This is a genomic window from Paenarthrobacter sp. TE3676, assembly GCF_056279165.1.
Genome location: NZ_JBWBQU010000002.1, coordinates 362,130 through 375,495, shown reverse-complemented (window position 1 = coordinate 375,495; position 13,366 = coordinate 362,130). Strand labels below are relative to the sequence as shown.

The window sequence follows — 13,366 nt, the reverse complement described above, 5'->3', positions numbered from 1 at the left end:
TCCTGGAACTTGCGACACATTCAGTTCCCTGCCGCTACTCCCTTAGTGAAGCTTCGCCCTGCTGAGGGCGGGGGCTTTGCCCTGTAAATGTTCCGCCCCCCAGCGGAGCGGTTGAGTAAGAGTTCTTGGAAGGACCTCCATTGAAGTTTCCCCGCGGGAGAGCGACGGCCATTTTTGCCGCGTTGATGGTGGTCCTTGGCGGGCTGTCATTAGGCGCGCCGGCGCAGGCCTACGAAGTGGCCACAGCCCCGGCGAACGTTACTGGCGGAGCCGCCGTGCTGACCATGCCGGGATCTGGCCTGACCACCACCTATGACCAGTCCGGCCTGACCTACCTGGCAGGCAGGACGACGCTGGACAGCCGGGGGTATGTCGCCTCTGACTATTCGCAGGGCGTCCCCGCTGCTTCTCCCGCCGTCGAGTTCTGGACGGACGCCGTGAATAACTGCCCGGCCAGTGGGACATGTTCGGGGCTCGGCACCGTCACAGTTGCCTTTAGCCAACCGGTCAGAAACCCGGTGCTGAACATTGCTGGACTAGGCGGCAACGTCTTTCAGGACACTGGCAAAGACGGAACTATCGATCTACAGTCCCAGCTTCATTCTGTTTTGAACCTAACAACTGCCGGGTTGACCATGACGAAGCTCTCAGGTGGCAATTTGGCGGTCGCCGGCAATTCGATCACGGCGACAAACCACAATACGAGTACCAACTGTGCCACAAATGTTCAGACGGATACGCCGGATCCCATTGACGCTGAAGCCACTGCCGCGTGCGGATCGGTGCGAATCAACGGGATTGTAACCACCCTGACCTTCGATGTCAGCAGCGTTCACGTGCCGGTCAGTAACTCGATACCGGGCTACACGGATAACGTCGTCACGAATGCCAATGATCACAACCAAGACAACTTCCTCATGGCCGTCACGGTTCCGCAGGACTTCGGGGATGCTCCGGCGTCCTATGATCAAGGCAGCGCCGCGAGGGCTGTTACATCCGACGTAACGCTGGGTGCCAACCTCACCGAGGATAACGCCAACGTTGCCAACGGCACGGTGTCGCCCAATGCCAGCGTTACTGCAGCGCTGGACCAAATGGACGATGGCGTCGTCATGGCGCCCATGACGGCGGGGGCCACCAGCTACTCCAGAACCGTCGCCATCAGTGGTGCCAGCAAAGCCGGCATGACGTGCGGGTGGATCGACGTCAATAAAGACGGGCTCTTCAACAACACTGCGGAGCGGGCGTGTGCCAGCTTTGCGGCCGGAGCCACATCGGCCACGCTCACCTGGTCCGCTGTCCCTGCGGGGATGACTGCCGGAACAACCTATGCGCGCTTCCGGATCGGTTACAACACCGCCCAGGTCCAGTTGCCCATCGGGCCGTCGAATTCAGGCGAGGTGGAGGACTACATCGTCACCATCGCCCCTGCAGGTGTTCCGGCCATCACGTTGGTCAAGACCGTGGACAGGACCACCCTTGTGGCCGGCCAAACCGCCACCTACACCTTCGTCGCCCAAAACACCGGCAACGTCACCTTGACCGGCGTCGTGATCAGTGAAACGCAGTTCTCCGGCACAGGCGCCATGTCAGCCCTGACTTACACCTGGCCTGGGCTGCCTGGTGTGTTGCTGGCCGGGCAAACGGTGACTGCTACAGCCACCTACGTTGTTACCCAGAACGACGTGATCACCGGCGTGCTGACAAACACCGCCAAGGTCACCGGCAATCCGGCCATAGGGCCGCCGGTCACAGCAACTGACGATGCAGAAATTAAGGCACCCCCGGCGTGGAAGATCAAGAAGACGGCGACGGTCAACGGTACTGTTCCGGCGAACGGATCAGTCATGCCTGGCCAGACCATCAACTACGCAGTGACCGCGACCAGCCTCAGCGGCATCATCACAGGGGTGATCCTTAAGGACAACCTTGCCGATGTCCTGGACAACGCGACGTTCGTCCCGGGCTCAGCAACCCTCACCATTGGGACGGGCACTCCCATTCCCGTCGCAAACCCGGTGGCCCCTTCAACAACTCTCACTACGGCCGCTTTCACTCTTCCCGCCGGTCAAACAGCGACACTGCGCTACAGCGTCACGGTAAAAACCAGTGCCTGGAACGCCACATTGATCAACACGGTGACCGGCAGCGGCAGCACACCTCCCCAAACCTGCGCCGAATCCGGTTCCTCTGGTCCCGGCCCTGACTGCACCACCACACATCAGACACCCGCCAAAGTACTCATCGAAAAGGTCGGTGAATCTTCCGACGAGGAATGGGTCAGAATGGCCGGCTCTTCCTGGACGATCTACACCAACAACAACGGCGTCCCCGGAGCTGCCCTGGTAAGCCCAACCGCGGTTGCGGTGGCAGGCGAAACAGGTTTGTTCCAACTCGAGGGAATCAAACCGGGTATCTACTGGCTCGAAGAGACCACCGCACCCGAGGGTTTCAACCTGTTGGCCGAGCCTGTGCAATTCACCGTCGCAGCTAGCGGCGCGGTGACAGTTGGGCAGGGAAGCGGTGCGGGCGTCGTGAGCAGCAGCGACACCGACGGTGATGGGATCTTCCTCATCACGGTGCGCGATGTGCCCGCACTGGAAATGCCAGAGTCCGGCGGCATCGGCTGGTGGCCTTTCACCGCAGCCGGATCGATTCTCGTCCTGACAGCCCTCGGCCTGGGACTCGTCAATGTCCGCCGCCGAAACATCACCAGCACTTAGACCTCCTGTTTGCCGCTGGCGCGGCAAGCCCGGAACGCAGAATGTTCACTCCCGAGCATCCGAACCATCAATAGAAAGAAGATACAAAGTGAGTAATCCAAGCTCCTTGCGGCTGTGGAAAACCGCCGCCGCAACTATAGCCGGGGCGGTGCTGGCCATGTCCTTCTCCGTCGCGCCGGCCTCGGCAGCGCCCTTGGTTGATGGCGACCAGACCGGTTCCATCACAGTCCACAAGTTCGAACGCCCCGCCACTCCCACAGGCCTTCCTAACAACGGCACTGCAGTAGACACCTCCGGGTTGACGCCGTTGGGTGGCATCGAGTTCACGATTCAGCAGGTCAATACCATTGACCTGTCGACCAACGCCGGTTGGGACGCAGCGCATAACCTGAGCAGCGTCTTCGCCCCCGCCGATCCTGAAGGTTCCATCACCGGCGCCGGGTACACCTTGGGTGCGGGGCAGGCTCAGACCACCGCCGCTGACGGCACCGCAGCGTTCGCCAACCTCCCCGTCGGCCTGTACCTGGTCACCGAGACCAACTACCCCGCCGGTGTTACTCCTGCAGCTCCGTTCCTGGTATCGGTTCCCTTGACCGACCCGGACAACCAGGACAACTGGATCTACGACGTTCACGTCTACCCGAAGAACTCCATTGCCGGTGCAGAAAAGACCGTCACGGATGCCCCCGACGTGAAGCTGGGCGACCAGATCGACTTCACCATCACCGGTGACATCCCCAACGAAGCCGTCATCGATGGTTACAAGATCGTGGACGCCCTCGATCCCAAGTTGAGCTACGTCGGCGCCACCGCCACCCTGGTCGATGGCACCGTCATCACCGAAGGCACCCACTACAACGTCGTCTTCGACGCCGCAACGAACACGGTCTCCATCGTCTTCACCCCCGCAGGCCTGGCAGTACTCGCAGCGAACAACGACACCCGCGTTCAGGTCGTAGTGAACACCACGGTCAACACCATCGGTGAAATCGAAAACGAAGCACTCGTTTACCCCAACCTTTCCAGCTTCACCATCACCCCGGGCCAGCCCGGCGGCCCGATCGTGACGCCTCCGGTCGTGACCAAGTGGGGCGAAATGACCCTGCAGAAGGTCAACGAGAACGGCACAGCCCTTGCCGGCGCTTCCTTCTCGGTCTACACCAACGAAGCTGACGCCCTGGCCGGCACCAACCCGGTCGCACTGAACGGCCAAAGCGTCTTCACCGTCGCCGCCGACGGCACCCTGACCATCTCCGGTCTGCGCTACTCGGACTGGGCAGATGGCGCAGCTGTTGCACCGGGCTCGGCTGACTACCGCACCTACTACCTGGTCGAGACCACCGCCCCGGCCGGATACGAACTGCTCGCCGAGCCGATTTCCTTCCTGATCAACTCCGCCAGCACCACAGTCGGTGTTGACCTGAGCGTCAAGAACATCCCGTCCAACGGCGGCTTCGAACTGCCCCTCACCGGTGGCGTCGGAACCGGCCTGCTCTACGCAGCCGGAGCACTCCTGGTCGTCGGCGCAGGACTCCTGTTCGTACGGAACCGCAAGACCACGAACAGCTAACACCTTGGGAGCCGCAACCGTGACTCCCATCTAGCCAAAGTGGGGAAGATCGTTTTGGCGATCTTCCCCACTTTGAAGTTTCAGGACTACACCCCTCCGCCACAGGACCCAGATGACTCATACCCAAACCCCCTCCCGACGCAACCTCGGCCGAGTCATCGGATCGTGGAGCAAACAACGAATCCTCATAGTCCTGATCGCCATCCTGGGTGTGGGAATTTTGCTCTACCCAACTGCAGCTGCCTGGTTTTCCGACCGGGTCCACGCCACCGAAATCAGTGGCTATGTTGACACTGTGGGGAACCTGAACCCCTCTGCCAAAAAGTCCATCCTTGACGCGGCAAAGAAGTTCAACCAAGATCTTCCTTCCGGTCCTCTCAGAGACCCCTACTCCCTCAATGACGAGGGCAAGCAGACCACCATCGGGGCAGGATCAGACGCCTACCAGAATCTGCTGGATGTGGGGCCCGGTGGAATGATGGGCCGGATCAGCATCCCCTCCATCCATTCCGACCTGCCGATCTTTCATGGCACCGACGAAGACTCGCTGTCCAAGGGCGCCGGCCACCTGTTCGGTTCGGCTCTGCCAGTTGGGGGAGAGGGGACCCATAGTGTCCTCAGCGCGCACTCCGGCTTCGTCAGTGCAACCCTTTTTGAGAACCTCCACAAAGTCGCCAAAGGTGAAACCTTCAGCATCAGCGTCCTGGACCAGACCATTTACTACAAAGTGGACTCCATCCAAACAGTCTTGCCGGACCAAACGGACGCCCTCCGAAAGGTTCCCGGTAAGGACTATATAACTCTCATTACCTGTACACCCACCGGCGTCAACAGTCATCGCTTGCTCGTCCGCGGCGAACGCACAGAAGCGCCCAGTGCCGAAAGCCCGCAAACAATGCCAAGTCAAGCATCAGACCCAGGTTTCCCTTGGTGGGTCCTTGGTCTCATGGGTGCGGCAACGGTTGCCATCCTGGTCACCCGCCCTCGCGATTCAGCTCAAGTCCAACGCCGGGAAAGGACCACACCGTGACGGCCAACCAACAGATTCTCATCGTCCGATGCGTGGATTTGGCGCAAGGGGACACCATTGAAGCTTGGTCGCAGGGAGTCCTTATACATCGCGGTACCGTCACGCAGACCATGCCGAAGGCGGGACTGTTTTGGATTCGCGAGGACCAACTCAATGAGCGCCGGCTCGTGGACATGAACGAACTGGAAATCCTGCTCTTCCCCAACGACCCTTAGCTGTTTGCGGGCGTTGCCGGGAAGGTGAGCCGGCCTTCCCGAAGATTTTTTCCGTTTCCGCGACACGAACTGCCCCCTGGCCACACTTAAGAAGTGCAGCATTGCATCGATTTGTCGCGTGAACAGGTTGCTGCCGCTGCGACGGCCTGGTTCAAGCACGTGGCGGAAGATGCACTTTTGAACACCGTCCACCACAGCTGATGTGGGCCGAACGACTTGTAACCCGAAGATAGGAACGTCTGTGGCAACGGCGATGGAGACTGTGAGTGATGCTGATCTTGTCTTGAGGGTTCGGTCGGGGGATCAGGGGGCTTTTGCGAGTCTTTTTGACCGGCATCGGGATATGGCGCGGTATGTCGCGGCGGGGCAGGTGGATAACAGGGCCGATATTGAGGACATTGTTTCGGAGGCGTTTGTTTCGATTCATCAGGCCCTGATGCGTGGCAAGGGTCCTGATACTTTCTTTAGGGCGTATTTGCTGACAGCGGTGCGGCGGATCGCGCAGGCTCAGAACCGGATGGCGGCCCGTAGCCTGCCGGTTTCGGACAGTTTTGTGCTGGACCGGGTTGAGGATCCTGAGGACCCGGCCGTGGTCGGGTTTGAGTCCAGCACGGTGGCGGCCGCGTTCAAATCCCTGCCTGAGCGTTGGCAGGAAGTCCTGTGGTACGTGGACATAGAGGGAATGAAACCCGCCGCGGCATCGGAAGTCTTAGGGATCACCCCGAACGGGGTCTCGTCGCTGGCCATCCGGGCCCGTGAAGGCCTGCGGCAAGCCTATTTGCAGGGCCATATCAAAGACTCGACTTCCAAGGAATGTGAAGGGTATCCGGACCAGTTGGGGGCCTACTCGCGGAATGGTCTGAGTCGGCGGGCGCACCAGAAAGTCCAGAGCCATCTGGAATCCTGTTCGAGATGCACTGCCCTGCTCCTGGATCTCAATGACGTGCAGTCCGCCATGAGGGCCATCATCTTCCCCTTGATCGCGGGAGTGACCCTGACCTCGGCCGCTCCTGGGATCACGGGTGCCGCTGGACTCACCGGCGCGGCTGGACTCGCGGGTACTGCTGGACTCGCGGGTACCGGGGCCGGTGCCGGCGGCGAGGCTGCTCCGAAGTCCATCGCTGCCATGATGAAAGTCGGGGCAGCGGGGTTGACAGGGGCGGTCATTATTGTGGGCGCCACCATAGCTTTGGCAGGAACCGGAACCAACAACCCCGGCACACCGCAGGCCGGTGAGGTGCCGGCATCCACTTCCAGCCACGAGAATCAGAACACAAAGTCCCCACTCACCGGCACCCATCCGGCCCCGGCCGCACCGACGAATCAACCCTCGAGGATTTCGGGCCCCGGGCCGGAAGACCCTCCCGCAAATCCTGAAGAACTGCCCGCCCTGAACGGCGTGCAACGCAGCCCCGCCAGCTTCCCCGCGCCGCCGCGCCGTCCGGTCGCTTGGCCTGCCCCGCCCGCGACCGCTCCGCCCAAGCCCTTCGAAGTGCCCAAGCCCTTCGAAGTCCTGCCGTCTCTACCCGGGGCGGGCACCACAAAGGACCCAACGACCCCGACGCCGACCACGTCGCAGAGCCCCACCCCGACGCCAGCCCCCACTCCGACGCCAGCCCCCACTCCGACGCCGAGCCCGACCCCGACACCGAGCCCCACTCCGACGCCGAGCCCGACCCGGCCCATAGCACCAGAGGTCACCGCCACCGTTACCACGGGGGCGGGCTCAGGCGCGGCCGATGTCCAGGCGACAATCACCTTCACCATTGCCGGTCAAACTGCCACCGAAGCCGCTGAAGTGATCTTTTCCGTATCCGACGGGGCAAGCCTGATCCCGGGAACACTCATCCAACCTGCGGGATGGTCCTGCACAGCACATAACGACGCCACAAAAGAAGTCCGCTGCACGAGCACAGCCGTGGACCCCGGAAACCTGCAATTCATCCAAGGCATCACCCGAAAAGACCCGGCCTCCCAGACCACCCTCGACTACCAATTCATGGGAACGGGATTGCCCACAACCACCTTCTCCAGTAGCTTCTGAGCACCTGGCAAAGGTCTCGCTGGACCCGGTAGCTACGCCGAAGGGGCGAAGGCGATCTGCTCCGTGCGGGCAATTCCGCGCTCGATGGCCGCCTGGTCGATGCCCAATAGCGTGGTGAGCCACATGCCGTTCTGTACGACTACGATGTCGGCCGCCCGTTCCCTGCATTCATCCGGGGAAAGGCCCGGAATTGCATTGCCGATCAAGGCCGCGAGCCCTTGGAGGTATCTCTCAAAGGCCGCGGCATTGATTCGTGCAAATTCCTCATCCGCCTGGGCGAGGGCCCACAAGTGAAGGCGGAGGGACAGATACGGTGTGGTCAGAAGCCCGGGGTCCGCAACGCGCCGAAGCGACTCCCGGAGTTGCTCGTCAGGGGTTGACGTAGCCTTGGGCTCCACCAGCAGGAGGTCGTGCGCTTCAATCTGGTGAAGAACCGCGCGGATCAGACTCGACTTGTCTTCGTAGTAGTAGTTCACAAGCCCAAGGGCGACGCCGGCTTCACGCGACACGGCGCGCATGTTGATACCCGAAATGCCGTGGCGGGACAGCAGTTCCAGAGCTGCGTCGAGAATGCGTTTCTGCCTATCAACCTGTTCGCCGGACTTTACGGTGCTTGTACCCATTCGGCCAGACTATTGCCTAACCCGGATCAGCGCATCCTGACGGTCTACAGGTTCTTTTCCGCGTAAACCCTAAGGGCATCCCTGACGAACGTTGCGCCTCTTTCTCCGCCATAGTTGGCGGCAAATCGAGGGTCAGCTACATACATTTCCCCGAGGCCCGTGACGTAGCCCTTGACGTCTCCGCCGGGAGCGGCGGAGGGAGTTCCCGGGATGCCGCGAAGCCACTCTACGTGGCGCCGCGCCAGGTCTTGCGCCATCTCGCTGTCCGGTGAAACCCCGGATTCTGCGGCAGAGATCCAGTCTGCGCCCAACTTTTGCACGTGGTTTTTCCATTGCTGCTTTTCCTCGGCGCTCATTCCGCGCCACCAGGAATCACTGGCGGCGTAAGCGTCTTTGCCCCAGCGTTCCTCCACCTCATCCTTGTACTGAGTGTGGTCGAAGCCATCAAACATGTTCTGTGCCATGTACTGTCCATCCCCTTTCATCGTGTCAATGGTCTGCCGAACAGAGGCGATCTGCCGGGTCAGCCTGTCCTGCTCCTGGGCAAGCCATTCCAGATGGCTTGCCAGGGCTTTGACGGTATCCGTCTCGCGGTCAAGAACCTCGGCAATGGCCGGTAGTCCAAGTCCGAGTTCCCGGAGCAGGATGATTCGCTGGAGCTGAACCAGGGCCGGACCGTCATAGTAGCGATAGCCGTTATGGCCGGTCCGGCTTGGTTTGAGCAGCCCAATGTCGTCGTAGTGACGCAGCGTGCGGCTGGTGGTCCCTGCAATCTTGGCAATTTCCTGAATTGACCAGTCCATACGTCCTCCGTCCTGTGCTTGTCCTTCGACAGTAGAGGTTGACGTTACGTCAAGGTCAAGGGGATGCTGGCCAGCACTTAGTCAGCCAAAATCAGGTAGAGAGCCCGGCGGGTTTCGTCCAGCTTTTCGATTGCCGCTTGACGCTGTTCGTCTGTAGCGGCTCCGCGGAATTGGTGGATGACACCCATGAGCTTGCCGACGCTTTGGTGGAATGCTGCGCCAGTTCCATCAGCCTCGGTGTTCCAGGCATTGGCGAGTTCTTCTTCATGCTCGGCGACGTAGGCCTTGCCGTCGTCAGTGAGCGTGAACTCGGTACGCCGACCCTCGCCGACGGCGACGATCAGTTCTTCGTCCACCAGTTGCTGCAGCGTCGGGTAGACGGAGCCCGGGCTGGGACGCCATGCCCCTGACGTCTTCTCCGCGATCGTTTTGATCAAGCCGTAACCGTTGGACGGAGCCTCAGCCAGAAGCGAGAGAATCGCTGCGCGGACGTCGCCGCGGTTGGCTCGGCGTGATCCGCCGGGACCGAAGCCCCGCGGCCCGAAACCCGGGCCAAAGCCGCCAGGGCCGAAGCCCGGGCCAAATCCGCCTCCGCCGTGTCCGCCCGGGCCGCGCCGGCCCTTGCCTTGGTTGAACCGGCCTCGGCCGTGTCCGTGTTCGGGGTGTCCGTGACCGTGCTCGGGGAAAGTGTTGTCGTGTTCGTTGATGCCTTTCATAGCAGCATCGTCCTTTCGATTGTGTGGTTCACCGAAGAAGTATCGGCGATACTTGACGATATATCGGTGAGTATCGCGTCGTCAAGACCCTTGAATCGGGACGTGAGAGAGCGACGGCGGGAAGCCCGCGGGATGTGAGAGAGGGCCGGTTAAAGCGCGACGGCGGGTGCGGACTTCCTTGGGGAAGCCGGCACCCGCCGTCGTGGTTGATCGGTCGTGGTTGGTCTAAGGGACGTAGTTATTTCCACCAGGTGTCGAATATGGTGACCGGAACGGTGCGCTTGTGGCGTGTGCGGAGGTACTTCTGCTCGATGAGCTCCGCAGCGCCGTCGGCAACGTCGCGGCCTTCGAGGTAGTCGTCGATCTGGTCGTACGTGATGCCCAGCTCGTCCTCATCGGTGCGGCCCGGCTTGTCGTCCAGGAGATCGGCCGTGGGCACCTTCTGCCAGAGGCGGGCGGGGGCTCCAAGTTCCGCCAGGATTGCGCGGTTCTGGCGCTTGTTGAGGCCGAACAGTGGAAGGATGTCCGCGCCGCCGTCGCCGAACTTCGTGAAGAAGCCGGTGACGGACTCGGCGCCATGATCGGTGCCGACCACCAGATAATTGTGTTCGCCTGCCAGGGCGTATTGCGCGATCATGCGTGCGCGGGCCTTGGTGTTGCCCTTGTGGAAGTCGGAAATTTCCGCGCCGGTGGTCTTCTCGAACTCTTCCTCGAAACCGTCCACGGCCCGGGAGATGTTGAAGGTCCACTCGGTTTTGGCTTTGATGAAGTCCAAGGCGGCCTGGGCGTCGTCTTCGTCGTGCTGGATGCCGTAGGGGAGTCGGACGGCCACGAAGTTCGCCTCAACGCCGTCCGCTTCAAGCTCCTCAACCGCCAGCTGGGCCAGTCGCCCCGCCAGGGTGGAATCGAGCCCTCCGGAGATGCCCAGGACGAAGCCTTTAGTCCCCGTCGCCTTGACGTAGTCCTTCAGGAAGGCGACCCGCTTGCGGATCTCCTCCGCAGGATCGATCCGGGGCTGGACGCCCATTTCTTCAATGATCTTGGCCTGGAGTTCGCGCATGGTCCAACACTAGTCAGCATGGTTATGGACGCTCAACCATATTGCGCCGTGATTCCGGGGAACGGCTAGTTTGAGCGGGCCGGTCCCGTGGAGCCGCGGACCGTGAGGTGCGTGGGCATGACGGCCAAGCGTCGGCTGGATCCAGCGTGTAGCGGATCCAGTTGCGCAAGCAGCATGGAGACGGCCACACGTCCTGCTTGCTCAATCGGCGAGGCCATTGTGGTCAGGGGCGGATTGCAGAAGTCTGCCCCGAAGATGTCGTCGCAGCCCACGATGCTCATGTCTTCAGGAACGCCGATGCCGCGCTCGCGGAATCGCTGGAGCATCCCGATGGCCAGAAGGTCGTTGAAGACAATGCAAGCCGTAGCTCCAGTCCGCACAGCCGCGTCAGCTGCTGCAGCGCCGGATGTTGTCTTAGGGGTGAAGGGGCCCACCCGGGACGTGGTTATCCCACGTTCCCGACTTTCCTCCTCAAAAGTCTTCCATCGTTTTGCATTGGACCACGACGACGCCGGCCCTCCGACGTAGCAAATCTTGGTGTGGCCGAGAGATGTGAGGTGTTCCAAGGCTTGGACCACTGCGCCGGGGGTGTCAATCACCACCGTGGGCGCGTTGGAAGAGGATCTGTTGATGGTCACGATGGCTTGTGACGATGCTGCCTCGAGTATTTGGGCGTCAGTGAGGCGGGACGCGGCCAGGATGAATCCGTCTGCAGTCCGCTGCATCTTGCGGAGTGTATCTGCTTCCATTTCGGCGGATTCTTCGGTGTCCACGAGGAGCTGTGTGTATCCGGCCGCTTTGAGCTGGTTCTGGGTGCCCCGGATGATGTCGAAGTAGAACGGGTTGGTCACGTCGGGGACCAGCAGTGCGATGGCGTTGGTGCGGCCGGAGCTTAAGCCTCGTGCCTGTGAACTGGGGACATAGTTGAGCTCGGCCGCGACCTTCTCGATCCGTTCGCGGGTCACGCGGTTCACCCGGTCCGGGTTGGACAACGCCCTCGAGACCGTTGATGTCGCCACTCCGGCCCGTTCGGCGACGTCCCGGATGGTAGGGGCAGTTGCCCTCGCGTTTGTCTCTCCCATAGGAAGATTGCAACACTCTTGGCAACTTTTGGCAAACGCTTGCCGCCATGATTGCCAGCTCCCTAGACTCGACAACGAAGCCCCTGTGACGCATACCACCACCACCTGCGGGCTTGGTAATCAAGGAGGAAACAATGAGGTTTGCACCATCAGCGACGCTGGCCGCCGTTCTGGCAACGGCTGCCTTGGCTTTGACCGCCTGCGGGGGAAGCGACAGCAGTTCAGGCAGCACCGGAGGTGCCGTGGACGGCGCCGGGAAGAAGTTGAGTGTCCTGACCGGGGTGAACAATCAGTACCCCGAGCAGCAGAAAGAATGGTTCAAGGACATTGCCGCTAAGTTCAAGGCGAAGACGGGCGCCGATGTCGAATTTGAAACCTTCGCCTCAGCCAACGACGAACTGACCCGGATCCAGACATCAGTGGTTTCCGGCCAAGGCCCTGACGTCTACAGCCTTGGCACCACCTTCACGCCCACCGCCTATGCCACCAAAGCATTCGTGACGCTCTCCGAGGACGATTGGAAGAAGGTCGGCGGAAAGGACCGCTTCAATCAGGCCGCCTTGGGTATTTCCGGCCCGGACGCCGATCACATGGCCGGTATTCCCTTCGTCAGCCGCCCGTTCGTCATGGCGTACAACAAGGACCTCCTCGCCGCCGCCGGCATCGAAAAGCCCGCAACAACGTGGGACGAGCTCGCTGAGCAAGCCAAGAAAATGACCAACGCAGGCGCCGGTACTTATGGCCTGGCCACCGGGTACAAGGACAACTTCGACCCGTGGAAGTTCATTTGGGCCATGTCCGTACAGGCGGGGAACCCGCTAGTGGATGGAAACAACCTCAAGATGGACGATCCCACGGTCAAAAAAGCCTACGAGACCTACTTCGGCTGGCTCACCAAGGACAAGGTAGTGGATCCCGCCGCCATCGGCTGGAGCAACAGCAACGCCGTCGCCGCGTTTGCCTCAGGCAAGGCCGGTTATCTGATGATGACGACTTCCAGCTCCGTCCCCACCTTGGACAAATCAGCAATCGCCGGTAAGTACGCTTACTCGGTTATGCCGACCACTGCGCCCGGTGAAACAGCACCCAAGGGCGACGGTGACAAAGCTGCCAGCATCCTCTCCGGCGACAACGTAGTGGTGGCAGACTACTCGCAGCAAAAGGACCTGGCCTTTGCCTACATCGAGCTGATCACATCCAAGGACGAGCAGCTGAACTACCAGAAGATCTTCGGCGAGCTTCCAGCGAATGCGGAGGCACTCGCGGCACTGACGGATCCGAAACTCCAGCCAATTGCGGACGCCGCTGGCAAGTCCAAGGCAACACCTTTCACCGGTGCTTGGGGCGACATCCAGCTGGGCCTCCTGAACGTCACCGTCCAGTCAATTCCGGACTTGGCCAATGGTTCCGTGGATAACGGGGCCCTGGATTCGCGGCTCAAGGATGCGCAGTCCAAGGGCCAGGCATCCCTCGACCGGGCCGCGAAGTCCTAGGCAGGAT

Annotated in this window: 11 protein-coding genes; 6 read left to right on the top strand and 5 right to left on the bottom strand. The window is 61.2% G+C overall.

What is annotated here, in order from left to right:
* The first annotated feature begins 140 nt into the window (after positions 1–140).
* The 5 genes from ACZ881_RS05600 (at position 141) to ACZ881_RS05580 (ending at position 7,582) form a co-directional block, all read left to right on the top strand.
* Entirely contained in the window at positions 141–2,723 is a 2,583-nt protein-coding gene (locus ACZ881_RS05600; protein ID WP_476113139.1) for a DUF7507 domain-containing protein, read from the top strand.
* A gap of 88 nt (positions 2,724–2,811) precedes the next feature.
* Complete coding sequence (locus tag ACZ881_RS05595; RefSeq protein WP_476113137.1) at positions 2,812–4,293, top strand: SpaH/EbpB family LPXTG-anchored major pilin; 1,482 nt, start codon at positions 2,812–2,814, stop codon at positions 4,291–4,293.
* Positions 4,294–4,405: 112 nt separating this feature from the next.
* Entirely contained in the window at positions 4,406–5,323 is a 918-nt protein-coding gene (locus tag ACZ881_RS05590) for a class C sortase (protein ID WP_476113136.1), read from the top strand.
* On the top strand, positions 5,320–5,538 hold the full coding sequence (locus ACZ881_RS05585; RefSeq protein ID WP_476113134.1) for a hypothetical protein: 219 nt from the start codon (positions 5,320–5,322) through the stop codon (positions 5,536–5,538). Before ACZ881_RS05590 ends, ACZ881_RS05585 begins: the two co-directional genes overlap by 4 nt.
* 253 nt (positions 5,539–5,791) lie before the next feature.
* Positions 5,792–7,582 carry a sigma-70 family RNA polymerase sigma factor gene (locus tag ACZ881_RS05580; protein ID WP_476113872.1) on the top strand — a complete coding sequence of 597 codons (1,791 nt, stop codon included), beginning with the start codon at positions 5,792–5,794 and terminating at the stop codon, positions 7,580–7,582.
* 32 nt (positions 7,583–7,614) lie between these two features.
* On the opposite strand, the gene ACZ881_RS05575 is transcribed toward ACZ881_RS05580, so the two are convergent.
* From ACZ881_RS05575 to ACZ881_RS05555, 5 genes are all read right to left on the bottom strand, one after another.
* Positions 7,615–8,205: a TetR/AcrR family transcriptional regulator gene (locus tag ACZ881_RS05575; RefSeq protein ID WP_091465010.1), complete on the bottom strand. Its 591-nt coding sequence runs from the start codon at positions 8,203–8,205 to the stop codon at positions 7,615–7,617.
* Between the two features lie 44 nt (positions 8,206–8,249).
* A complete protein-coding gene (locus ACZ881_RS05570) occupies positions 8,250–9,008 on the bottom strand; it encodes a MerR family transcriptional regulator (protein ID WP_476113131.1) in 759 nt (252 codons plus the stop codon).
* Between the two features lie 77 nt (positions 9,009–9,085).
* The gene (locus ACZ881_RS05565) at positions 9,086–9,724 is read right to left on the bottom strand and encodes a PadR family transcriptional regulator (protein ID WP_476113129.1); all 639 of its coding nucleotides are present in this window, start codon (positions 9,722–9,724) and stop codon (positions 9,086–9,088) included.
* A gap of 238 nt (positions 9,725–9,962) precedes the next feature.
* Entirely contained in the window at positions 9,963–10,784 is an 822-nt protein-coding gene (gene nadE / locus ACZ881_RS05560; RefSeq protein WP_476113127.1) for an ammonia-dependent NAD(+) synthetase, read from the bottom strand.
* A 65-nt stretch (positions 10,785–10,849) separates the two neighbouring features.
* Positions 10,850–11,866, bottom strand: a complete 1,017-nt coding sequence (locus ACZ881_RS05555; RefSeq protein WP_476113125.1) for a LacI family DNA-binding transcriptional regulator — start codon at positions 11,864–11,866, stop codon at positions 10,850–10,852.
* Between the two features lie 134 nt (positions 11,867–12,000).
* Here ACZ881_RS05555 and ACZ881_RS05550 point away from each other — a divergent pair, with 134 nt between their 5' ends.
* A complete protein-coding gene (locus tag ACZ881_RS05550) occupies positions 12,001–13,359 on the top strand; it encodes an ABC transporter substrate-binding protein (RefSeq protein ID WP_476113123.1) in 1,359 nt (452 codons plus the stop codon).
* The last annotated feature ends 7 nt before the right edge of the window (positions 13,360–13,366 follow it).

What these genes read in the sequence shown, in the direction of transcription:
- ACZ881_RS05590 (WP_476113136.1), top strand. Translation starts at nt 4,406, where the DNA reads ATGACTCATACCCAAACCCCCTCCCGACGCAACCTCGGCCGAGTCATC.
- ACZ881_RS05555 (WP_476113125.1), bottom strand. Translation starts at nt 11,866, where the DNA reads ATGGGAGAGACAAACGCGAGGGCAACTGCCCCTACCATCCGGGACGTC.
- ACZ881_RS05575 (WP_091465010.1), bottom strand. Translation starts at nt 8,205, where the DNA reads ATGGGTACAAGCACCGTAAAGTCCGGCGAACAGGTTGATAGGCAGAAA.
- ACZ881_RS05570 (WP_476113131.1), bottom strand. Translation starts at nt 9,008, where the DNA reads ATGGACTGGTCAATTCAGGAAATTGCCAAGATTGCAGGGACCACCAGC.
- ACZ881_RS05550 (WP_476113123.1), top strand. Translation starts at nt 12,001, where the DNA reads ATGAGGTTTGCACCATCAGCGACGCTGGCCGCCGTTCTGGCAACGGCT.
- nadE (WP_476113127.1), bottom strand. Translation starts at nt 10,784, where the DNA reads ATGCGCGAACTCCAGGCCAAGATCATTGAAGAAATGGGCGTCCAGCCC.
- ACZ881_RS05580 (WP_476113872.1), top strand. Translation starts at nt 5,792, where the DNA reads ATGGAGACTGTGAGTGATGCTGATCTTGTCTTGAGGGTTCGGTCGGGG.
- ACZ881_RS05565 (WP_476113129.1), bottom strand. Translation starts at nt 9,724, where the DNA reads ATGAAAGGCATCAACGAACACGACAACACTTTCCCCGAGCACGGTCAC.